Here is a 22,105-nt window from a genome sequence, read left to right on the forward strand (position 1 = left end):
GGAGGCGGCGGGGAGGGGATCAGGGAAGCAGGGGGTGGCGGTGGACGTTCTCCTCGCGACCGGGACCGACACCGACCACGCTGACCCGGGTGCCGCAGATCTCCTCGATGCGGGCGATGTAGCGGCGGGCGTTCTCCGGCAGCTCGTCCTCGGTCCGGGCCTTGGTGATGTCCTCCCACCAGCCGTCGAGCTCCTCGTAGACCGGAGTCGCGTGGTGGAATTCGGTCTGCGTCATCGGCATGTCGTCGAACCGCTTGCCGTTGATCTCGTACCCGACGCAGATCGGCACCTTCGGCAGGCCGGTGAGCACGTCCAGCTTGGTGACGACCAGGTCGGTGACCCCGTTGAGCCGGCAGGCGTACCGGGCGACCACCGCGTCGAACCAACCGCACCGACGTTCCCGACCGGTCGTGGTGCCGTACTCGTGGCCGACCTTGCGCAGGTGCTGGCCGTTGTCGTCGAAGAGTTCGGTGGGGAACGGGCCGGAGCCGACCCGGGTGGTGTACGCCTTGCTCACCGCGATCACCTTGTTGATGGCGGTGGGCGGGATACCGGCCCCGACACACGCCCCGCCGGCCGTCGGGTTCGACGAGGTCACGAAGGGGTACGTGCCGTGGTCCATGTCCAGCATGGTGGCCTGGGCACCCTCCAGCAGCACCGTCTCGCCCCGGTCCAGGGCGTCCCAGAGCATCACCCGGGTCTCGGCGATGTACGGCCGCAGCCGCTCGGCGTACGCGAGGTACTCCTCGACGGTGGCCTCGACGTCGATCGCCTTGCGGTTGTAGACCTTGAACAGGATCTGGTTCTTCTCGCGCAGCGCCAGTTCGAGCTTCTTGCGCAGGATGCCCGGGTCGAGCAGGTCCTGGAGACGGATGCCCATCCGGGCGACCTTGTCGCCGTACGCCGGGCCGATGCCCCGACCGGTGGTGCCGATCCGGGACGAGCCGAGGTACCGCTCGACCACCCGGTCCAGCGCCCGGTGGTGCGGCATGATCAGGTGCGCGTCGCCGGAGATCCGCAGCCGGGAGACGTCGACACCCCGCTCGGCCAGGCCGTCGATCTCACCGAGCAGCACCTTCGGGTCGACCACCACGCCGTTGCCGATGACGATCATCGCACTGGGCGAGAGCGCGCCGGAAGGCATCAGGTGCAGGGCGTACTTCTGGCCGTCGGGCGTGATCACCGTGTGGCCGGCGTTGTTGCCGCCCGAGTAGCGCACGACGTAGTCGACCCGCTCGCCCAGCAGGTCGGTAACCTTGCCCTTGCCCTCGTCGCCCCACTGAGCACCGAGGAGCACGATCGCTGGCATCTTCACCGCCTCCAGGGGGCTCGGGTGCCAGGTGGCGACCGCGTGGCGAGCCCGAGGTGTCAGGCTAACAAGTGGTGGAGGCGCAGCCGGCAGGGGCTGCGTGACGAGGCAGGAGGCCCTCTCCCGTGTACGACGTGGTACTGCTCACCCTCGGCTCGGAGCGCGACGCCGCCGGAACGTGCGGTAGCGGTGGCGGCTGCTGCGGAGCCGACGGGAAGACCGGTACCGAACCGGCCGAACACTGCGCGCCGGAAGCCGCCGAACGCTGCGACACACCGCGCGTACCGGTACTGGCCTGCGTGGACGCGCTGACCGAACGGGGTGCCCGGACGGAGGCGGTCACCGCCCGATCGGACGCCGAGATCGACGAGGTGCTGGCCCGGCTCGACGCCCCGGCCCGGCCCGACGGCCTCACCTGGCCCGACCCGGACTCCAAGACCCGACTGGTCGTCGCCACCGCCAGTGACGCCCAGTTGCGCGCCGTCGTGCGCCGACTCGTCCGCCGGTACGCCCCACCGCCCAGCCGTCGCCCCGCCGACCTGGCCGGCAACCGTACGGTGCCGGACCTGCCCCCGATCGGCGTCCTGCCGCTCGATCCGGCGCGGGCCACGACACAGCGTGACCTCGCGGCGCGACTCGGGCTGCCCCGGGACCCGGCTGCGGTGGCCGCCGCGGTGCTCGACGGTCCGGTGCGCCGCCTCGACCTGCTGCGCAACGACGGCGGCTCGGTGACCCTGGACGGGGCGCTGCTGGGCGCCTCGGACGAGGCCGGACGGCCGCTCTACTGGCGGGGACGGGTGGAGGTCGACGACGCCATCCTCACCTCCGGGGACGATCCCCTGCTGGCCTGCGCGATCGGCAACGCCGGTGGGTACGCGCGACTCGACGGCCTCCCCCTGCTCACCGACCCGGACCCGACCGACGGCGTGGTCGAGGTGGCGGTGGCCGTTCCCGTGGTGGCCCGGACCCGGTTAGGCAGGAAGCGGGTCCGGTTCGAGGTACGCCGGGCCCGGGGCCGGGCGGTTGCCGTCGTGCCCCGGGACGAACGGGTGCCGTACCTCGACGACGGCGTCGAGGGCGAGCTGAACCGGAAGCGATCCTGGTGGACCGAACCGGGAGCGTGGGCGGTCTACACGGCCTGACCGCCCTGTTCCGCACCGGATGGGCGACTTCCAGGGCCTATCCTCGGCACGAGGGGACAGGGGGAGGAACCGTGGTGCACGAGAACGCCGACCGGGTCCGTCTGCCGGGCCAGCAGGGGGGACCGGTCCCCGAACGGGACATCGAACCGCTTTGGCCGCCGGATCCGGCCCGGCCCGAGAAGGCCCCGGAGAGCCGGACTCCCGCCCGGCAATGGACGCCGACGGAAAGTCCGGCTGCCCCGATCCCGGCGGCCGGTGGATCGGTGCCACGACCGGCGTCCCGGGTGACACCTCCGACGACCGGCGATGCCGCGACAGCGGACGATCCGACGGTGTGGGCGCCGGACGGACATCCCGGCTGGCACCCGGCGCCTCCGTCGACCGGGACCCCGCTCGGCGCGGCCCCGCCCGACAGCGGCCCGAACGGCGCAGCAGCGGAGGGCGCTCCGGTCGCCCGCATCCCGGTCGACGCCACGGACGGCGCTCCGCCCAGCCGCGCGGACACCACCCCCACCCACGGCACGGACGGCGCTCCGCCCGGCCGTGCCGACGGCACCCCCACGCGTGGCGCGTCGACCGGCCGTCCGGGCGGTGCGGCGGCAGCCGGCGATCCGGCGCGCGACGGCTCGGGCGGTGGAGTGGCGCTCGGCGGCGGACGCCCCGACCCGGCCCGCCCGGCGGCCGGGCCACGACCGCAGGCGGACTCGCCGTGGGCGTACCCGCCGCAACGGTCGCACCACGCGCCGGTCGATGCCGACCAGCCGCCGGTGCCCCGTCAACAGCAGGCCGACGGCGGCAGCATCCCCGGCTGGTACCCGTTGCCGGCACCCCCGGTGAGCGGTGGTCCGCTGCCGCCCGGCAGCCACCCGGCCAGGCCAGCCGACGTGCCGCCGGCCGACGCCGGCAGCGCGACAGCCGACCCGACGCCGGCCGGCCTCGCGGACGCGGCTGGCACTGCGCCGACCGCTGGCCCGGCGCCGGGCACCACCGCTCCGCCGCCGGTCGGTGACTCTCGGCCGCACGCCGACCTGCCGGCTGACGACGCAGTGCCGACAGCGGAGGCAGCACCGGCGGGCACCGGGGTTCCGGCCGACCGCATCGCGCCGATGGACCGGTCCGGACCAGCCAGCGCAGCCGGACCAGCCGGACCAGCCAGCGGACCAGCGGACGCAGCCGGGCCAGCCGGCGGACCAGCGGGCCCAGGCGGACCAGCAGGCCTAGGCGGCGGACCAGCGGACAGGCCAGCGGGCGCAGGCGGACCCGCCACCAGATTCGGACCCGAGCCGCCGAACCTGCCGCCTCATGTGCACCAGTTCCACGGTGGGGCGTACCACGTCGGTGAGCAGCCGGCCGAGCCGGGCGACGCGACCTGGACGAACGGGCAGGTCGGCCCGCCGGGCGGGGCGTACGCGGGCAACGGTGACCCCACCTTCGCGCCAGCCGACGGCCCACCCCCGTCCGGCTGGGCACCGCTACCGGCGGCCACGCCGCCCGGCTGGCCGGTGAGCGGCGGTTGGGCCACCGCCGCCGCCCCGGGTCCGGCAGCATCGGGCCCACCGGCCGGCCAGCACCATCCGGCTCCCGCCCAGCCGGACGGGCTGACGGCGGAGCCCGCCCCGCCCCGGGTACCGACGCCACCCGCGAGCTACTCGGAGCCGCTCTGGTCGGACGGCGCGACGCCGACCGCCGAGGACTTCGCCCGGCGGCGGCAGGCCCGCCCCGCCGACCCGGTGGCGACCATGGGCGTACGGGCCGTGCTGAACCGTACGACCCTGGGTCTGGTCAAGCTTCCACCCGGGCGGCACGAGCAGGAGGTCAAGCACGACATCGAGATGGTCCGCCGCAACTTCGGCGGCCTCCGTCAGGTGACGGTGGTCAACCCGAAGGGCGGTGCCGGCAAGACGGTGGCGATCCTGCTGCTCGCCATGACCTTCGGCCAGAAGCGCGGTGGCTACGTCCTGGCCTGGGACAACAACGAGACCCAGGGGACCCTGGGAATGCGTGCCCAGCAGGACTTCCACGCCCGGACGGTCCGGGACATGCTGCGGGACCTCGCCCAGTTCCAGGGCGCGCACGGGCGGGTCGGCGACCTGTCGCAGTACGTACGGTCCCAGGGCGAGGGGATGTTCGACGTCCTGGCCTCGGACGAGTCGGCGACCGGCGGCGAGATGCTGACCGCCTCGGCGTTCGCCGAGATCCGGGACGTGGTGAGCCGGTTCTACAAGCTGATCTTCGTGGACACCGGGAACAACGTCCGGGCACAGAACTGGCAGGCCGCGATGGACGCGACCGACCAACTGGTGGTCACGATGTCCGCCCGGAACGACTCGGCGGAGACCGCCGCGCGGATGCTCGACCACCTGGAGCAGAGCGGACGGCAGCGACTGGTCCGGCAGGCGGTGACGGTGGTGTCGATGCCGCCGTCCCGGAAGGAGATCGACCTGCCCGCGATCCAGGAACACTTCGCGGCCCGGACCAGGGCGGTGCTGCTCGCGCCGTACGAGCGGTTGATCGACACCGGCGAGCCGATCCGGTACGGCCAGCTTTCCTCGGCGACCCGGGACGCCTGGTTGAAGATCGCCGCCTCGGTCGCCGAAGGGCTCTGAGCGACCGGCACCCCGCGCACCCCGCCCGAGGCGCCCGGAGCGCGCTCGGGGTGCTCGGGGTGCGCGGGGTGCGCGGGGTGCGCGGGGTGCGCGGGGTGCGCGGGGTGCCGGGTTGGGTGCCTGCAGGGGCCCCCTGCTACTCAAAAAGCGGTAACAGGGGACCCCTGCTACCACGTCAGTCGCTGGCGAGGGCGTCGCCGGCAGCCGGGTCGCAGTCGCGGAGGAACTGGGCACAGCGAGCGGCCTCGTCCGCCTCGCCGATCTCGTCGGCCGCCCGGGAGAGCACGTACAGGCAACGGAGGAAACCGCGGTTCGGCTCGTGCGACCACGGCACCGGACCGTGCCCGCGCCAGCCGTTGCGACGGAGCTGGTCCAGGCCCCGGTGGTAGCCGGTCCGCGCGAACGCGTACGCCGGAACGACCTGGCCCTGCGCGAGTGCCCGGGTGGCCAGCACGGCCCAGCCCGCGCTGAAGGTCGGGAAGCGGGCCGCCACCTCGGCGTACGCCTCGTCGGTGTCCGCCTCGTAGGCGGTGGCCAGCGTTGCCTCGGCCTCGTCGTTGACGGGCAGGAGGGTGGCCGGTGGCTCAGGCAAGAGGTTCTGCATCGTCTCATTCAACCCGCTTCGTCGGCCGGGCCGCGAGCGGGTCCGGCCAGGTCGTCGGCTGAACGGCTGAGCCCCGGCCACGCCTGTGGCCCATGTCGACCACTGTTCACCTCGACTACAAATGATGTTCCGGAGCCTCCCCAGGAACCGGTTTCACGGGAGCCCGGTGACCCTGGTCGCCGGGCTCCCGCCGGGCGGGCGGCGACAGCGGTTGGTTTGACCGGTTGACCGGGCTGGGCAGGATGATCCCGTGCCGACCCCACCCCCCGCGGACGTCATCGAGCCGCACACCGCCCCCGACGAGATCGAGACCCGCACCGCCTTCGACCGGCGACTCGTCACCGGCAGCCTGGCCGGACTGACCGTGCAGGGGCTCCGCCTCGACCTGGATCCCGTACCCGATCTGACCGGCACGGACGTCGCCGGGACGCTCTTCGTCGGCTGTCGGTTCGCCTCCCGCGAGGTCGGCGCCGACCTGGTCCGACGGGGTGCCAACGTGGTGCCGCCCTTCTCCGGGCTGCCCTATCCGACCCAGCCGTCGCACCTCTACACCCCGGAGGAGCTGGCTGCCGGCTTCGCCGAGGGCGGCTTCGCCACGATGTACGACACCCGGGTGTACGAGCACTTCCGCGCGCACGGCGGCGCGCTGCCGGACGTGAAGGAGGCACTCGGCCAGCGGCTGCACGACCACGGCGTGGACAACGCGCTGGCCGATGCCACCCGGGCCTGGCTCGCCACGCACGGGCCGCAGTCGGTGGTGGGCGTCATGGGCGGGCACGCGGTGGCGCGGGGCAGCGTGCCGTACCGGATGGCGGCGATGCTCGGCTGGGAGCTGGCGCGGGCCGACCGGCTGATCGTCACCGGTGGTGGCCCGGGGGTGATGGAGGCGGCGAACCTCGGCGCGTACCTGTCCTCCCACCCGGCGGAGACGTTGGCGACGGCGATCGACCTGCTCGCCACCGCGCCGGACTTCACCGACCACGACCGGTACACCGCAGTGGCCCTGGACGTGCGAGCGCGGTACGCCCCGACCGAGGGTCTGCCCTGCTCGCCGGGGGAACTGTCCAGCCTGGACTGGGCCCGCACCGGCGGGTTGGCCATCCCCACCTGGCTCTACGGGCACGAGCCGGCGAACCTCTTCGCCGGGAAGATCGCGAAGTACTTCTCGAACGCGATCCGGGAGGACACCATCCTGCGGCTCGCGCGGGGCGGGATCGTCTTCGCGCCGGGGCGGGCCGGCACCGTGCAGGAGGTCTTCCAGGCGGCGACGAAGACGTTCTACGGCACCGACGGGGCCAGCGGGGCGTACGTCTTCCTGGACCGGGAGTACTGGACCCGGGAGCTGCCGGTGGAGTCGTTGCTGCGTCCGCTGCTGGCGGCGTCGCCGTTCGGGGACCTCTCCGGCACGATCCACCTCACCGACGACGTCGCCGAGGCGGCCCGCGCCCTGATCGGCGCTCCCGCCTGAGGTGCGAGCAGGGGTCCCTTGTTACTCGAAAACGAGTAACAAGGGACCCCTGCTACCAACAGACGCGGGGCGAGCCCGGTGCGGCTACTTGGCGAGCGTGGTGCCCGTCGAGCGGAGGTGCTCGCAGGCCTCGACGACCCGGGCGGCCATGCCGGCCTCGGCGGCCTTGCCCCAGACCCGCGGGTCGTACAGCTTCTTGTTGCCGACCTCGCCGTCGACCTTGAGGACGCCGTCGTAGTTGCGGAACATGTGGTCGGCGACCGGGCGGGTGAAGGTGTACTGCGTGTCGGTGTCGATGTTCATCTTGACCACGCCGTAGTCGAGCGCCTCGCGGATCTCCGAGAGCAGCGAGCCGGAGCCACCGTGGAACACCAGGCTGAGCGGCTTCTCTTTGCCGTACTTGGCGCCGACCGCCTCCTGGATGTTCTTCAGCACCTCGGGACGGAGCTTGACGTTGCCCGGCTTGTAGACGCCGTGCACGTTGCCGAAGGTCAGCGCCGCCATGTAGCGGCCCTTCTCGCCGAGGCCGAGCGCCTCGACCATGGCCAGACCGTCCTCGACGGTGGTGTAGAGCTTGTCGTTGATGGCGTTCTCGACGCCGTCCTCCTCGCCGCCGACCACGCCCACCTCGATCTCCAGGACGATCTTGCCCTGGGCGGCCTCGGTGAGGAGCTGCTCGGCGATCTCCAGGTTCTCCGCGACCGGCACGGCCGAACCGTCCCACATGTGCGACTGGAACAGCGGATCCTCGCCCCGGGCCACCCGCTCCTTGGAGATGGCCATCAGCGGCCGGACGAACTTGTCCAGCTTCTCCTGGGGGCAGTGGTCGGTGTGCAGGGCGATGTTGACCGGGTAGTTCTTGGCCACCTCGCGGGCGTACGCGGCGAACGCGGCGGCACCGGTGACCATGTCCTTGACGGTCGGGCCGGAGAGGTACTCGGCGCCTCCGGTCGAGACCTGGATGATGCCGTCGCTCTCCGCGTCGGCGAAGCCCTTCAGCGCGGCGTTGAGGGTCTGCGAGGACGTGACGTTGATGGCGGGGTACGCGTACCGGCCGGCCTTGGCACGGTCCAGCATCTCCGCGTAGACCTCAGGGGAAGCGATGGGCATGTCAAACGCTCCTTAACTACCGCTCTCGGCCGTGCCGGCCGACTGTCTTCCATGGCTGCGAGACCGCGCTGTCCTCCGCAGGAAGTATCCCGTAGTCGCCCGGTGCGGACACAACCGACCCGGAGAGCGCCCGGATCGCCGGCCCCGACGACCCCGGGTCGGCGGGGCCGCACCGCACCCGGGCGCGGGTCACGGATCCCGGACGACGACGCTGATCAGCCAGCTCACCACCGCCACCACGATCGCCCCCCAGAAGGCCGGCCAGAAACCGTCCACCCGGAACGGCAGGTCGAGCCCGGCGGCGATCCAGTCCGTCAACAGGAAGAGCAGAGCGTTGACGACCAGCGCGAACAGACCCAGCGTCAGCAGGTAGAACACGCAACCGACGACCTGGATGACCGGCTTGAGCACCGCGTTGACCACGCCGAAGATCAGCGCCACCACGAGCAGGGTCAGCGCGCTGTGCAGACCGGACCGGCCGCTCACCTCGACGCCGGGCACGATCAGGGTGGCGACCCAGAGCGCCACCGCGCTGGTGACGAGGCGGATCAGGAAGCCCACGGTCCCATCCTGACACCGGGAGGGTCCCGTAGTGGACCAATCCGTCGACTCGCCCGGGGCCGCGCGCGACCGCGACGCGGATCACCGGCGGGCGGTTTGACTTAGCTCGCCGGTGGGCAGGACTGTCAGCCCGTACGGTGTTCCTCAAGGAGTGCCGGCCGACGTGAAGGAGGGACGATGGGTCAGCCCGACGAGGAGTTCGCCCCCGGCGACCACCTCACCCCGGACGAGCGGGACCCCGAGGCCCCTCCTGCGGACGCCGTGGAGCAGGCGACGACGGTCGTCCCGGACGACGGTGACACCGAACCGCACCGGGGTCTCGAGGTCGCCGACTGGGACGCGGTGGAGCAGGCGCGGGTCGTCACGGTCGACGAGGACGACTACCGCTGAGTACCGGGTCGACGACCCGGGGTCCGTCCGGGCCCGACTGACCCCCGAACGTTGCGGCGGTCTCCTTCATCCGTTCGGTTCGATCTGCGTCGGGGACGCCTCCCCGTGACCGGTGGCCATCTACGCTCCACAGGCTCCACCGGTCATTCACGGGAGGAAACCCTTCATGCTCAACCCGAGCACCCGGCGACTGCTCGCCGGGCTCGGCGTCGTGGGCGCGTTCGTCGCGACCAGCGCCGTACCCACCTCGGCGGCCCCGACCGACATCGAGGTCGACTACTACTTCGCGGACCTGACCGTCGCCGCCGGCACCTCCGGCAAGGTCGAGAGCCCCACCATGTTCGCCTCCGAGCCGGTGGTGCTGCACGAGGTCACTATGCGCTACGACTTCTCCGACCTGGCCGGCAAGGTCACGGTCCAGGAGGAGGACGACTTCGGCTACTGCACGAAGCCCGAGCCCTCCGTGCTGCTGTGCACCACACCGTTCGAGATCGGACTGGAGGACTGGGGCATCGGCGGGAATTTCCCCGTGGTCGTCGCGCCGACCGACGAGGCCGAGACCGGTGACACCGGCACCCTGCGGATGACGCTCACCGCAGCGGGCCTGGAGCCGGTGAAGCGGGAGTCGAAGATCCGGGTCGGCGAGGGGGTCGACCTCGCCGCCGGCGACGAGACCCAGGTGTCCGTAGCCCCGGGTGGGAAGTTCAGCCTGCCGCTGGCCGTCCGCAACGCCGGTACGACCACCGTGCAGGGCAGCACCGCCGTCTTCTACGGTGACTACGCGTTCCGCGCCGCCGAGAAGTACAGCAACTGCACCTACGAAGGCGACGAACTGCGCACCTGTCACTTCGACGAGGCGCTCACCCCCGGCACCCGTTACCGGGCCTCGCTCGGTTTCGTGCTCGGCGCGGACACCTACGCCCCGGGTCGCAGCTACGCTGACGCGGTCTGGATGACCAGCGCGGAGTACGAGGACTTCGCCGGGTACCTCAAGAACGTCGGCGTCTCCCCCGGCAAGCCGGGCACCGGCGGCGTCCTGCCCCTGGCCGGCGAGGCCGGTCGGGTCCGGGGCGCCCAGGCCGACACCGACCCCACCAACAACTGGGCCAGCTACCAGGTGAAGGTCACCGGCACCAACGGCACCGACCTGGCCGCGGTCGGGGACAAGGTGACCGGCGCGGCCGGGGAAGAGGTCCGCGCTTCCGTCGGTTTCCGCAACAACGGCCCGGCGACGCTGGACTACACCCGCTCCGGGTCGTCGGTGACCTACGTCAAGGTGGTCGTTCCGACCGGCACGACGGTGGTCGCCGCGTCGGAGTTCTGTGCACCGGTGAAGGGCGACGACCGGGGTGAACCCGGCGAGCCCGGTGGTCGCGAGTACCTCTGCTTCCCGACGTCGCTCAGCAAGGCCGGCGAGGAGGAGCTCGTCGAGTTCACGCTGCGGATCGACAAGGTCGTCGCGAACGCCAAGGGCGTCGTCGAGGCCAACGTCTCGTGCCAGTGCGACGGCGGTTTCAACGACGACCTGAAGCCTGCCAACGACATCGCCGCGCTCCTGGTGAACGCGACCACGGCCGGCGGCGGCGCGGGTGGCGGGGAGGACGACGGCAGCCTGCCCATCACCGGCGCCCGGACCAGCCTGGTCCTCGCCGCCAGCGGTTTGCTGCTCGTGGCTGGCGTGGTCGGCCTGGTGCTGGCCCGTCGGCGGCGGACCCGTTTCGTGGCCTGACCTCCGCGCGGCCGACCACCGGTGCCCCGCCGACCCCGACCGGGTCGGCGGGGCACCGTCGTCCCGGGTCCGAACCGGACCACACTCCGGGCGCTGTGACGTCAAGCACCGGGGGCGGCCGGGGGAGACCTAGACTGACGGGGCCGTAGCCGGTGGCGTGTCGCCACCCCCGACTGGCAGATCCCGGAGGTCACCTCGTGCCGACGCCCACCACCACCCTGGCCCTGGGGCCGGAATGGCTCGACCCGGAGTGGTTGATTTCGACGTTCGGGTTGCTCGGCATCCTGGCCATCGTCTTCGCCGAGTCCGGCCTGTTGATCGGGTTCTTCCTGCCGGGCGACTCGCTGCTGTTCACCGCCGGCCTGCTCACCGCCGACGGCAAGTACATCACCTACCCACTGTGGCTGGTCTGCCTGTTGATCACCCTCTCGGCGATCGCCGGTGACCAGGTCGGCTACGCCTTCGGGCGCAAGGTCGGACCGGCGCTGTTCCGTCGGCCCAACTCCAAGCTGTTCAAGCAGGAGAACGTCCTCAAGGCACACGAGTTCTTCGAGAAGTACGGCGCCCGCTCGATCGTGCTGGCCCGGTTCGTGCCGATCGTGCGGACCTTCACCCCGATCGTGGCCGGGGTCAGCCGGATGGACTACCGCACCTTCGTGATCTACAACGTGGTCGGCGGCATCCTCTGGGGCACCGGGGTCACCGTGCTCGGCTACTTCCTCGGGCAGATCCCGTTCGTCAAGGCGAACATCGAGATGATCCTGATCGGCATCGTGGTGCTCTCGGTGGTCCCGATCGTCATCGAGTTGCTCCGCGCGCGGATGGCGGCGAAGCGGGGCACCACCCCGGAGGAGAAGGCCGCCGCCGAGGAGGCCATCCAGGAGACCCGCGAGCACTACGCGGACCAGCAGCAGTCGCCGTACGGCGGACAGTCGTACCCGGCCGAGGGCGGGCAGCCGTACGGTGACCGGTCCCAGCCGGGTGGCGGTCAGGTCTACGGCGGCACGCAGCAGCACCGGGGCGGCCAGGTCTACGGAGGCGGCCAGCAGCAGTACAGCGGGCAGCCGTACCGGGAGGACCCGCAGCCCTACGGGGGCCAGCCGCACCCGGGCGGCGAGCCGTACCGGGGCGGGCAGTACCAGAGCGAGCAGCCGTACCAGGGTGGCGGTGAGCAGTCCTACGGCGACACGCCGCACGGCGGACCGGGGCAGTACCACGGTGGCCCGCAGTCCGGATACGACAACCCCCGACCCGGTTACGGCGCGCAGCAACCGTACGGGGGCGGGCAGCCGGGATACGGCGGGAGTCCGCAGGCGTACGACGCCGCCCGGTCCTACGCCGACGAGCAGACCCGCCAGCCCTACGGCGACGAGCAGACCCGCCAGCCCTACGGCGGCGAGCAGGCCCGGTGGACCGGTCAGCCCTACGGTGGCGAACAGCCCTACCGCGACGAGCAGCACCAGGGCCACGGGCAGCCCTACGAGGAGCGGCCGGCACCGCCGCCCTACGGCGGCCAGCCTCACCACGGCGGTCAGCAGTACGGTCGCCACTGAGCGCGCCGTACCGGCCGTTCCCGGAGTCGGGCCGCACCGGTGGGCCGGCACCGGGAGCGGCCACCGGTGCGGGGCCCGGTCCGCCGGGCCCTCTCCGGTGGCTGCCGGGTCACGGTCGAAGTGGGTCCGCACCACCTGCCTGGACGACGCCCTGAACTCCGGACCCGTTGCCGCCGGTCGGTGCGCACCGCGCACGGGAACACCGCACCGCCGCAGGAACACCGCGCACTGCGCACGAAAACACCGCACCGCACACGGGAACACCGCACACTGCGCACAAAAACATCGTGCGCCGCGCACGGGGACACCGCGCACGGCGCACGGACGCCGCTCGGGGATCATCCGCGACGGCGCACGGAATCAGACCGCGAGCCGGTCGGGACATCGGCCCGTCGGGCACACCCGTTCGTCACAGGTGGCCGGGGACCGTCCCGACCGGCGGCGGGCATTCCGACAACGGCCGCCGGGTTCCGACGGCCGGTCGGTACCGCACCGGTCGAACCCTCCCAGCTGCCTGGTGCCTCCCCCTCAGGAGCGACACCAGACGACCGGGACGGGTCAGCGAGCCTTCTTGGTGGCGCGCTTACGGGGCGGGGTCAGCAGGTCGGCGATCGTGGCGATCGCGGTCGGCACCAGCCGGTAGTACGCCCACACGCCGCGCTTCTCCCGCTCCAGCAAGCCGGCCTCGGTGAGGATACGCAGGTGGTGGCTGACCGTCGGCTGCGAGAGGCCGAGGGGCGCGGTCAGGTCGCAGACGCACGCCTCGCCCTCGGGAGCCGACTGGATCAGGCTGAGCAGCCGCAGCCGCGCGGGGTCGGCGAGGGCCTTGAGGACCCCCGCCAGCCGCTCGGCATCGGCACGTTCGATCGGCTCGCCGGCAAGCGGCGAGATCTGAGGCATAGTCATTTCAGCCAACGCAGTTCCCACGTTTTCCATCCTTCCACCAGCAGCATCGAAACGCCTGCATATCCGCAATCCGAATCGGCAAACTTTTAGGCCACAAGGCCGAGGTCAGCCAACGTATAGGCCGCCCGGTAGGCCAGTCCGGCTGCTTGCACGGCGTCACCGGCGCCTCGATCAACAATAACCGCTACTCCGACGACCTCAGCCCCCGCCTCACGTAACGCTTCAACTGCGGTGAGTACACTCCCACCGGTCGTTGAGGTATCTTCCACCGCCAATACCCGACGCCCGGATACTTCAGGCCCTTCGATGCGGCGTTGCAGCCCGTGCGCCTTACCTTCCTTGCGCACGACGAAGGCGTCGAGCGGTCGTTCCCTCGCCGCTGCGGCGTGCAGCATCGACAGAGCGACCGGGTCGGCGCCCAGGGTCAGGCCACCAACCGCGTCGAACTCCCAGTCGGCGGTGAGATCCAGCAGGACGCGCCCCACCAGCGGAGCGGCCTGGTGATGGAGCGTGACGCGACGCAGATCGACGTACCAATCCGCCTCGCGTCCCGAGGAGAGCACCACCCGCCCATGGACCACGGCCAGGTCGGAGATGAATTTACGCAGGTCGTCGCGGTCCCCCATGGCGCACAAGGGTACTGCTCAAGTCTGGGAGCCGTGGCTCGGGTCCACCCTCGGTCAGCCCTGCGGGCGACGACGAGTGGCGATGTTCACTTACTCTGTGCGACGGCCTTGCGGTTCCGGGTGACCGCCGGGGGATCGCGCCTGGTCCGCCCGGGTCGCCTCCGGTCAGCGACCGCCGCGTCCGACGAGGACCTTGGTGCTCCGGGTGAGCCGGTGCAGCAGTCGCTGCGGGGTGTGTCGCAACGCCACCACCGCGAGCTTGTACTTCCAGTCGGGCACGCTCACCAGTCGACCTTTTCGCAGGTCGCGTAGGCCTTCGTCGATGACCGCGTCGGCGTCGAGCCAGATCCAGCCGGGCATCGACGAGGTGTTGATGCCGGCCCGCTGGTGGAACTCGGTGCGGGTGAAACCCGGACAGAGGGCCATCACCCGTACGCCGTAGGGCCGCGCGGCCTGCCCCACCGACTCGCTGAAGTTGGTCACCCACGCCTTCGTGGCGGAGTAGGTCGAGCCGGCCTCGAGCGCACCGAACCCCGCGACGGAAGAGACATTAATCACTGCGCCCGCGCGTCGCTCGGTCATGGTCGGCAGCACCGCGTGGGTCAGCCGCATCACCGAGGAGACGTTCAGCCGCAGCAGTCGGGCCTCGTCCTCGACGGTGGTCCGCAGGAAGGACCGGGTGAGCGCGATCCCGGCATTGTTGACCAGCAGGTCGACCGGGCGGCCCTCGGTGAGTCGCCGCTCCACGGCGACACAGCCGTCCTCGGTGGAGAGATCGGCCGGCAGGGTCTCCACCGACCGGCCGTGTCGCTCGGTCAGCTCGGTGGCGAACCCGCTGAGTCGGGTCGCGTCCCGAGCGACCAGGACGAGGTCGTACCCGTCCCGGGCCAGCCGCCGGGCGAACGCCGCACCGATGCCGGCTGTCGCCCCGGTGACCACCGCGAGGGGGTCGGTGCGGCCGGGGGCAACCGGGTCGGGCGTCGCGGGCACGGGCGGATCCTCACCTGGGCGGGACGGGGTGGGCGGCAGACTGTCGTGGCGCGGGCCGGGAAGCCGGCCGTTGCCGGTGGTAGGCGTTCACCGACGGCAGGGCCAGCAGCATGGCTACCACAAGGTAACCGAGCACCTGACCGATCGAAAGCCCCGCGTTGAGCGGGACCCAGCCGTTCGGATAGGCCTCGGTGAGAGCGTTCAGCAGCACGGCGGCGGTGCGTTCGTCAGCGTCCAGCCGGAACGGGGTGAACCGCTGCGCGACCACGAGGGCCAGCGCACCGCCGCCAGCGAGCAGGCCGAGCCCGCAGACGACCCAGGTCGCCACCCGCGTCCCGGCACGCCCGGCGAGCAGGCCGAGGGCGAGCGCGACGAGCAGCGCCCCGACCGCCACCGCGAGCACCGCGGTCAGCACCGTGGTCGTCCGCACCAGCGTCACCACACCGTCGACCGCACCCCGGTCGGGGGCGTCCATGGTGGCGGAACGGAACCGCGCGACGGTGCCGTCCACGGTCAACAGACCGGCGACCGCGTACGCGAGCCCGACGGTCGCCATGGTGACGAGCAGCCCGGCGGCGAACCCGACCACGGGCGGTCGTCGAGGTGGCTGTTCCGACACGAGACGATCCCTCCGGGTAGGCGTCGCGTTGCAACCTACTCGGAGGGATCGTCGTACGTCCCGCTTATCGGCGGTCAGCTCGCCGACGGCGGCCGTTCACCCGGTGGGTTGTGGTCGCCGGAGGGGCCATCGGATCCGCCGGCCGGCGGCTGCTCCGGCTGGCCGGTGCCGGAGGGCGGAGAGTAGCCCGGGGCGGGCGGATAACCCGGCTCGCCGGACGGGGTCTGACCGGGGTGGCCCGGGGTCGACGGGTAGCCCGGCTGGCCCGAGGGGGTCTGACCCGGGTAACCCGGGGCAGGCGGGTAGCCCGGCGTCCCCGACGACGGGTAGCCGGGGTAGGCGCCGGGGACCGGGGGCTCCCAGGCCGGCTGCTGCTTGCGGAAGAACTGGTTCGACGCGGGCAGGGCCAGCAGCACCAGGGCTGCGATCAGCGCGAGCACCGCGACCACGTTGACCAGGTTGCTGACCGGGTAGTACCAGGACGGCAGGGCGTCCTCCAGCCGGCGCGCGATCTCCTCCTGGCTCGGCATGTCGGCGCTGGAACCGCCGACCGGACCGCTGACCGAGCCGGCCGCGCCGCTGAGCAGGGTGCCGCCGCTGCAGCAGAGCAGGATCCCGCCGACCACCCAGGTGGTGATCCGGGCGCCGTTCTTCCCCCGGTTGTTGAGCACGGCCAGCACCACCAGCCCCACCGCCAGGAGCAGGGTGACGATGCCCGCGCCGACGGCGACCACCGTGGCGAAGTCGGCGACCGCGTCCATCCCGTTGACCGAGCTGTCGCGGTACGCGTCCTCCAGCACCCGGCGGGTGTCGCCGAGGGTGGCGAGGGTGAGGATCAGGTTGATCACCTGGATGACGGCCACCAGGATCAGCAGGTAGCTGGATATCGTCACGCTGCCCGGGCGCACCCGGGCCGGGGTGCTGTGGGTTTCGGCCACGACTCTCCTTCCCTTGGATCGCCACCACACCGTAACGGCATTCCGCCAGCCGTACGGGACGGACGGGACGGACCCGCCGGGCGACGCTCGACGTGCCGTACCCAGTCGCGCACGCCGCCAATCCGGTCAGTAGCCGCGCCACTCCACGCGGGCGTACTCCAGCACCTTCGGATCGAGCAGGGTCGAGGCGGGCACGTCGACCCGGCGTCGGTCAGCGGGGAAGTTCCCGGCCGCGGCGAGCGTGCCGGCGTCCAGGAAGCGCAGCGACGGCGCGTCGTCGGGCAACTCCAGCGGGGGCGGGTTCGGGCCGGGGGCGGCCAGCACGAAACCCCAGTCACCGAACGACGGCACGTCCACGTGGTACGGCCGGGTGGCGAAGCCGGCCGCCCGTACCGACGCCTCGATCGACCAGTACGACCGGGGCGCGAAGTACGGCGAGCCGGACTGCACCACCAGCCGACCCGTGTCGACGAGCACCGAGCGCACCAGCGAGTAGAACTCGACGGTGTAGAGCTTCGCGGTGGCCGTCTCGTCCGGGTCGGGCAGGTCCGCCACCACCACGTCGAAGCGGTCCCCGGCGGTCCGCAGCCAGCCGAACGCGTCGGCGTGCACCACGCGTACCCGGGGGTCCGTGAAGGCGTCGTCGTTGAGCCGGCGCAGCTGCGGCTCGGTACGGGCCAGCGCCACCACGGCCGGGTCCAGGTCGACCACGGTCACCCGACGTACGTCCGGGTAGCGCAGCAGTTCCCGGACGGCCAGCCCGTCCCCGGCGCCGAGCACCAGGACCTCGCCGCGTGGACCGTCCAGCGCGGGATGCACCAGCGCCTCGTGGTAGCGGTGCTCGTCGACGGAGCTGAACTGGAGGTCGCCGTTCAGGTACAAGCGCAGGTCAGTGCTCTCGCGGCCGACCTCGGTCACCGACCGGGTCAGCACGATCTCCTGGTAGCGGCTGCGCTCGGCGTGCACCACCGGGTCCCGGTAGAGCTGCTGCCGGGCGGTCAGTTCGAAGTCCCGGGCGGTGATCCAGGCGTAGGAGAGGCAGAGCGCGACCACGACCGACCCGGCGGTGACCGCGACGTACGCCCGGCGGCTCAACTCCCGCCGGAAGACGGTGACCACCAGGGCCACCCCGGCGACGGCGTTCACCGCGCCGACCACGAGCGCCCCCTTGAGCTGCCCGAAGACCGGGATCAACAGGAACGGGAAGGCGAGCCCGCCGAGTAGCGCGCCGACGTAGTCGGCGGCGAACAGGTCGGCCACCGCGCTGCCGGCGGACTGCTCCCGGATCCGTTGCAGCAGCACCATCAGTAGCGGGATCTCCGCGCCGATCAGCAGCCCGAGCACGAACGCGGTGCCGACCAGGGCCGGACCGTACAGGTCCAGCCAGGCGAAGGCCGCGTAGAGGCCGAGCACCGAGAGCCCGCCGAGCAGCGCCAGGACCAGCTCGACCAGGGCGAACGCGGCGGCAGCCCGGGACTGGAGCGGCTTCGCGGCGAGCGCGCCCACGCCCATCGCGAACACCATCACGCCGAGCACGATGGACGCCTGACCGACGGTGTCGCCGATCAGGTAACTGCCCAGCGCGACCAGGGCCAGCTCGTACACCAGACCGCAGGCCGCGCAGACGAAGACCGCGACCAGGACGGCCGCGCGGGCCAGTCGCCAGCGCGGCCGTTCCGGTGCCTCGGTGCTCACGGCCTCTTCCGGTGGTGCCGGGCGCCCGTGGCCGCCATGGCCTCCGCAGCCGTCCGCCGCTCCTTGCGGCGCTGCACGAAGCCGACGGTGAACAGGAGCGCGGTGATCAGCAGCAGGCCGGCGACGGCGGCGAAGTAGCCCCAGCGGTCCCGCCACAGGTCGAAGCTGGTGTCCGGCAACGGCGACGGGGCCGCCCCCGGGGCGGCGGTGGTGACCGGGGCCGGATCGGTCAGGCCCCGCTCGGCCAGCAGCAGCGGCAGGGCGACCGCGGCCCGGGTGGTCGCCCAGCCGGGTTCGTCGATGAAGGTCTTGTCGTCCAGGCCGAACCGCTCCAGGCCACTCTCGACCAGGAAGAGGTCGGTGCGGTCGAAGTCCCCGGACCCCTCGACGTCGATCAAGGCGTAGTCGTTGGACTCACTGCTCTCCGGCGTCCAGTTCACGTTCGCCACGACCCGGACCCAGCGGGGGCACCGGGGGTCGTCGACCGGGGTGCCCTCGCCGAGGTTGGATCCCACGCTGATCGTGCGGCTGCCCTCCTCCAGCACCCAGCCGTAGCAGACGTCCTGTGCCTCGGCGGAACGCTGGAGCACCGCCACGGTCTCGGTGCGCTCGGTGGCGGTGGGGGGAGGGACGACGCTGCCGGAGTTCCCGTTGACGACGGCCGGCAGCACGCAGGCGCCGACCGCCACCACGGTGATCACCACGATCCAGACGACCGCCGCGGTGGAGGTCCCCTTCTTCGCGGGCGTCGCAGCGGCCATCAGCTGATCGCGGCGGCGATGATCGCGCCGGTGGCGAGGTGGATGACGGAGCTGACCCAGACGGCGGGGTGCGGCTGCGGGTCGACCAGGATCTCGCCGAGCTTGCCGGGCGTCGCCACGTCCAGCAGGACGAACGCGGCGGCCATGATGACCAGGCCGAGGATCCCGTACGAGGCGGCGCCGACGATGCCGAGGACGAAGTCGTCCTCGCTGGCCACGATGGCGGCGACCACGGTGATGCCGACGCCGGCCAGGTTGGAGGCGAGCAGCAGCGCGGCGTTCCGGTTGCGCTGTGTCCAGATCAGTTCGTTGAGCCGGCCGGGGGTGGCCACGTCGACGAGGACGTAGCCGATGCCCATGAGGACGACGCCGACCACCCCGTAGGCGAGGGTGACCAGCAGATCGGTGACGAGGGTCTGCACGGTGGGACTCCGAGGATGAGGGGTTCTGTCGTCGGTCACCGCCGCTGCCGGGGCGACGACGGTGGGATCGCGGGCCGCCAGCACACCGGCGGCGTCATGGTCACCCGGGCGGCGCGTGGCCCGGGGCCGGGGTCACTTGCCGCTGCCCGGGCCGCCGCCACGGACGGTGCTGCCGCGACCCCAGCCCCAGCTGTTGCCCACCGTCGAGTGGTAGCGGGGGTAGGCGGTGGAGAGGCGTTCGAGCAGGATCACCGACCCGGCCGCCACCGGCAGGATGACCACCGAGTCGTCGTCGTAGCGCAGGTAGACGCCGCTGCCGTCGACGTACTGGTCGGCCGGCTTCCAGGCGTCGGTCACCTCGTCCGCCACCTGGCTCGGCCGTTTGGTGGAGGTGTACGCGATCGCGTCCCGGCCGATGTCCTGGCCGGTGGCCCGGGTGTACCGGTCCTCCACGTAGCCCCGGGGGGAGAAGTTGCCGTAGAAGATCGCGAAGGCGGCGACCAGCGCGCCGATCACGGCGAACGCCGCGCCGACCACGAACCACCGTCGATACGTCACAGTGTCACCACCGTTTTGGTCAGGACCAGCTCATTGGTCTGGGGGTACGCGTGCCAGGTGCGCCAGCGGACGGTGTCCGACGCCGGGTCGGGGGCGACCGCCAGGGCGGTCACCGCGTCCGGGTCGCCGGGGAAGACACCGACCAGGGCGCGTGGGTCGTCGGCCAGGTCGGCGCGGAGACGGGCGACCCGGCTGCTCAGTCCGCCCGGCTCCGGCCGGAGCACGGTCGCGGTGAACGAGTAGCCGTCTGCGGGTTGGTGCACCGCGCTCGGCAGGTCCGGTCGCCGCCCCGGCAGGCAGGCGACCGTCTCGGCCAGCACCACCGGACCGGGCGCGCCGTCCGGCGCGGACCCGCCCAGGAGCACCTGGTGGGACGCGCCGAGCAGGCGCAGCCGGATCCGCCGCCCGCCGGACAGGTCGAGGTCGAGCACGTACAGGGCGGGCAGTTCCGGGCCGCCGAGTGCCAGGCTGAGATCGGCGGCGCTGGTGTCGACGTACGGCGCGTCCAGGCTGACCAGCATGTTCAGCCCATCTTCTCCGGGCCGGCCTGCGGGTAGACCATCACCTCGGGCCGGCGCAGCAGCTCGCCCCGGGCGACCTCCCAGTCGGCGTCGCCGTACTTCTCGAAGGAGAGCCGGGCCTCACCGGAGGCCGTGTAGTCGTGGTACCGGACGCTGCCGGTGGGGGCGAGACCGGTGGTGCCGGTGGCGGTCCAGCGGGCCTGACCCGACTCGTCGCTGCGGTACCGGCGACCGTCGAAGTCGACGGTGGCCGGGCCGGGGGTGACCGTGGCGGCCGGCTCGGCGGTCCAGAGCACCAGCTCCAGATCCGGATCCTCCTCGACCGAGAGCCAGCGCTTGGTGCCGTCCGCGGTGTCCAGCAGGTGCTCGGCCCAGCTCCAGCCGCCCTCGGTGAGGTGCAGCGAGCCGCGCACCGCGTAGGTCACCTGCCGGATCTCGACGAGGTCGCCGGGACGCAGCCGGCGCGGGTCGCCACGCAGGGCGTCGGCGTCGTGGTCGCGGAACGGATCGGTGGCGGTCGGAGCGGAGGGACGCTGCTTCGTCCGGCGCAGTGCGACGAGGGCGACGACCACCCCGGCCACCCCGACCAGGCAGCCAACCGCCGTCACCAGGTACGCCACCGTCCCGTTCACCCTCGCCCCGCCTTTCGTCCGCGTCGGCGCCTGACGGTAACAACCACACGCACCTGCGCAAACCGCAGCGCTGTTGAGCGATGGGTCAGCTACCGGGAGTGGCCGGGGGAGTCTCCGGCGACCCCTCGGGTTCCGGCGGCGGGGGCAGGTGCCGGGACGGGTCCGGGCAGATCAGGTACCCCGGCGGCACGGTGTAGTACGCCGGGTATCCCGGCGGCACGACCGGCACGACGTGCGGCCCCACCGGGCCCGCCGGCCCGGACGGCGGACCGGCGTACGCCGACGGCGCGACCGGGACGGGCGGCCAGGGCCACGAGCCGGCTGGCGTCGGGGACGGCTCCCCCGCGTCGGGCTGGAAGTACCGGCTGCCGGGCGGCAGCGCCAGCAGCAGCACCACCGTCAGGGTGAGCAGCAGGGCGACCGCCGCGCCGACGCCACCGGCGAGGTTGAGCAGGTCGCCGCTGACGCCGGCGCCGCCGTAGAGCACGTCGAGGAACTCGGACTCCTCCCACACGGGCTCCCCGTCCGGGCCGGTGGTCGGCTCCGCCCACTCCTCGCCGGCCAGGAAGAACGGCAGGAAGGCGAAGCCGAGGCACCCCTGGCCGAAGCAGCACAGCAGTTGCGCCCCACCGGCCACGAAGACCAGGACCCGGGCCGTGCCACCACCCCGCAGCACCGGTCGGGCGGTGGCGGCGAGCCATCCCGCCAGCACCAGAGCCGGCAGGCAGAAGAGCACCGTCATGAAGACGTTGCCGAATCGTTCGCCGCTCACCTCGTCCGGGTCGGCGTCGGGCACCCTCGCCGCCGCCCGGTCGATCTGGCCGTCGAACTGCACTGCTCCGGCCACTGTCAGACCGACCGCCACGAGCAGGACGACCACGGTGGCCAGTTGGAGCCAGAAGGCGACGGTGACGGCGGTGGGCCGGGCCGCGCGGACCGGCTCGGCCGAAGAGGGGGTCATGCCC

The 22,105-nt window shown here is 72.3% G+C and carries 21 protein-coding genes and 1 pseudogene; 6 read left to right on the forward strand and 16 right to left on the reverse strand.

Going from position 1 to position 22,105, the window contains the following annotated elements:
- Window positions 1-19 precede the first annotated feature (19 nt).
- Window positions 20-1,309 carry an adenylosuccinate synthase gene (locus tag GA0070618_RS09100; RefSeq protein ID WP_088985396.1) on the reverse strand — a complete coding sequence of 430 codons (1,290 nt, stop codon included), beginning with the start codon at window positions 1,307-1,309 and terminating at the stop codon, window positions 20-22.
- 125 nt (window positions 1,310-1,434) lie between these two features.
- Between GA0070618_RS09100 and GA0070618_RS09105 the strand changes: the two genes are divergently transcribed.
- Together GA0070618_RS09105 and GA0070618_RS09110 are read left to right on the forward strand one after the other, a co-directional pair.
- Complete coding sequence (locus tag GA0070618_RS09105; protein ID WP_088981252.1) at window positions 1,435-2,451, forward strand: diacylglycerol kinase family protein; 1,017 nt, start codon at window positions 1,435-1,437, stop codon at window positions 2,449-2,451.
- A 638-nt stretch (window positions 2,452-3,089) separates the two neighbouring features.
- Window positions 3,090-5,057, forward strand: coding sequence for a MinD/ParA family ATP-binding protein (locus GA0070618_RS09110; RefSeq protein ID WP_414467602.1), 1,968 nt, complete (start codon window positions 3,090-3,092; stop codon window positions 5,055-5,057).
- 175 nt (window positions 5,058-5,232) lie between these two features.
- Here GA0070618_RS09110 and GA0070618_RS09115 read toward each other — a convergent pair whose 3' ends face one another.
- Window positions 5,233-5,661, reverse strand: a complete 429-nt coding sequence (locus GA0070618_RS09115) for a DUF3151 domain-containing protein (protein WP_088981253.1) — start codon at window positions 5,659-5,661, stop codon at window positions 5,233-5,235.
- Window positions 5,662-5,911: 250 nt separating this feature from the next.
- Between GA0070618_RS09115 and GA0070618_RS09120 the strand changes: the two genes are divergently transcribed.
- Window positions 5,912-7,129 carry an LOG family protein gene (locus GA0070618_RS09120; RefSeq protein WP_088981254.1) on the forward strand — a complete coding sequence of 406 codons (1,218 nt, stop codon included), beginning with the start codon at window positions 5,912-5,914 and terminating at the stop codon, window positions 7,127-7,129.
- Window positions 7,130-7,213: 84 nt separating this feature from the next.
- Here GA0070618_RS09120 and fbaA read toward each other — a convergent pair whose 3' ends face one another.
- Window positions 7,214-8,239, reverse strand: a complete 1,026-nt coding sequence (gene fbaA, locus GA0070618_RS09125) for a class II fructose-bisphosphate aldolase (protein ID WP_088981255.1) — start codon at window positions 8,237-8,239, stop codon at window positions 7,214-7,216.
- Window positions 8,240-8,428: 189 nt separating this feature from the next.
- A complete protein-coding gene (locus GA0070618_RS09130; RefSeq protein ID WP_088981256.1) occupies window positions 8,429-8,800 on the reverse strand; it encodes a phage holin family protein in 372 nt (123 codons plus the stop codon).
- 177 nt (window positions 8,801-8,977) lie between these two features.
- Here GA0070618_RS09130 and GA0070618_RS09135 point away from each other — a divergent pair, with 177 nt between their 5' ends.
- The 3 genes and pseudogenes from GA0070618_RS09135 to GA0070618_RS09145 all read left to right on the forward strand — a co-directional run.
- Window positions 8,978-9,190, forward strand: coding sequence for a hypothetical protein (locus GA0070618_RS09135; RefSeq protein WP_088981257.1), 213 nt, complete (start codon window positions 8,978-8,980; stop codon window positions 9,188-9,190).
- Between the two features lie 166 nt (window positions 9,191-9,356).
- A complete protein-coding gene (locus GA0070618_RS09140; RefSeq protein WP_088981258.1) occupies window positions 9,357-10,919 on the forward strand; it encodes an LPXTG cell wall anchor domain-containing protein in 1,563 nt (520 codons plus the stop codon).
- A 197-nt stretch (window positions 10,920-11,116) separates the two neighbouring features.
- Window positions 11,117-11,818, forward strand: a pseudogene (locus tag GA0070618_RS09145) (DedA family protein); the annotation flags it as partial.
- A 1,212-nt stretch (window positions 11,819-13,030) separates the two neighbouring features.
- Here GA0070618_RS09145 and GA0070618_RS09150 read toward each other — a convergent pair.
- The 12 genes from GA0070618_RS09150 to GA0070618_RS09205 all read right to left on the reverse strand — a co-directional run bounded on the left by GA0070618_RS09150 (window position 13,031) and on the right by GA0070618_RS09205 (window position 22,101).
- A complete protein-coding gene (locus GA0070618_RS09150; protein WP_076468717.1) occupies window positions 13,031-13,408 on the reverse strand; it encodes an ArsR/SmtB family transcription factor in 378 nt (125 codons plus the stop codon).
- Window positions 13,409-13,464: 56 nt separating this feature from the next.
- The gene (gene pyrE / locus GA0070618_RS09155) at window positions 13,465-14,004 is read right to left on the reverse strand and encodes an orotate phosphoribosyltransferase (RefSeq protein ID WP_088981259.1); all 540 of its coding nucleotides are present in this window, start codon (window positions 14,002-14,004) and stop codon (window positions 13,465-13,467) included.
- A 165-nt stretch (window positions 14,005-14,169) separates the two neighbouring features.
- Window positions 14,170-14,994, reverse strand: coding sequence for an SDR family NAD(P)-dependent oxidoreductase (locus GA0070618_RS09160; RefSeq protein WP_088981260.1), 825 nt, complete (start codon window positions 14,992-14,994; stop codon window positions 14,170-14,172).
- A 10-nt stretch (window positions 14,995-15,004) separates the two neighbouring features.
- Window positions 15,005-15,613 carry a hypothetical protein gene (locus GA0070618_RS09165; protein ID WP_088981261.1) on the reverse strand — a complete coding sequence of 203 codons (609 nt, stop codon included), beginning with the start codon at window positions 15,611-15,613 and terminating at the stop codon, window positions 15,005-15,007.
- Window positions 15,614-15,687: 74 nt separating this feature from the next.
- Complete coding sequence (locus GA0070618_RS09170; protein WP_088981262.1) at window positions 15,688-16,551, reverse strand: hypothetical protein; 864 nt, start codon at window positions 16,549-16,551, stop codon at window positions 15,688-15,690.
- A gap of 126 nt (window positions 16,552-16,677) precedes the next feature.
- Window positions 16,678-18,246 carry a polyamine aminopropyltransferase gene (locus GA0070618_RS09175; protein ID WP_088981263.1) on the reverse strand — a complete coding sequence of 523 codons (1,569 nt, stop codon included), beginning with the start codon at window positions 18,244-18,246 and terminating at the stop codon, window positions 16,678-16,680.
- A complete protein-coding gene (locus GA0070618_RS09180; protein ID WP_088981264.1) occupies window positions 18,243-19,007 on the reverse strand; it encodes a hypothetical protein in 765 nt (254 codons plus the stop codon). Before GA0070618_RS09180 ends, GA0070618_RS09175 begins: the two co-directional genes overlap by 4 nt.
- Entirely contained in the window at window positions 19,007-19,429 is a 423-nt protein-coding gene (locus GA0070618_RS09185) for a DUF350 domain-containing protein (RefSeq protein WP_088981265.1), read from the reverse strand. Before GA0070618_RS09185 ends, GA0070618_RS09180 begins: the two co-directional genes overlap by 1 nt.
- A 132-nt stretch (window positions 19,430-19,561) precedes the next feature.
- A complete protein-coding gene (locus GA0070618_RS09190; RefSeq protein ID WP_088981266.1) occupies window positions 19,562-19,987 on the reverse strand; it encodes a DUF4247 domain-containing protein in 426 nt (141 codons plus the stop codon).
- Window positions 19,984-20,508, reverse strand: coding sequence for a DUF2617 family protein (locus GA0070618_RS09195; protein ID WP_088981267.1), 525 nt, complete (start codon window positions 20,506-20,508; stop codon window positions 19,984-19,986). The genes GA0070618_RS09190 and GA0070618_RS09195 overlap by 4 nt, the downstream gene beginning before the upstream one ends.
- Before the next feature lie 2 nt (window positions 20,509-20,510).
- Window positions 20,511-21,140 (reverse strand): DUF4178 domain-containing protein, encoded by a 630-nt coding sequence (locus tag GA0070618_RS09200; protein WP_088981268.1) that lies wholly within the window; start codon window positions 21,138-21,140, stop codon window positions 20,511-20,513.
- Between the two features lie 85 nt (window positions 21,141-21,225).
- Window positions 21,226-22,101 (reverse strand): hypothetical protein, encoded by an 876-nt coding sequence (locus tag GA0070618_RS09205; protein WP_088981269.1) that lies wholly within the window; start codon window positions 22,099-22,101, stop codon window positions 21,226-21,228.
- Window positions 22,102-22,105: the final 4 nt, after the last annotated feature.

It is taken from the genome of Micromonospora echinospora, from assembly GCF_900091495.1.
Classification (GTDB): domain Bacteria; phylum Actinomycetota; class Actinomycetes; order Mycobacteriales; family Micromonosporaceae; genus Micromonospora; species Micromonospora echinospora.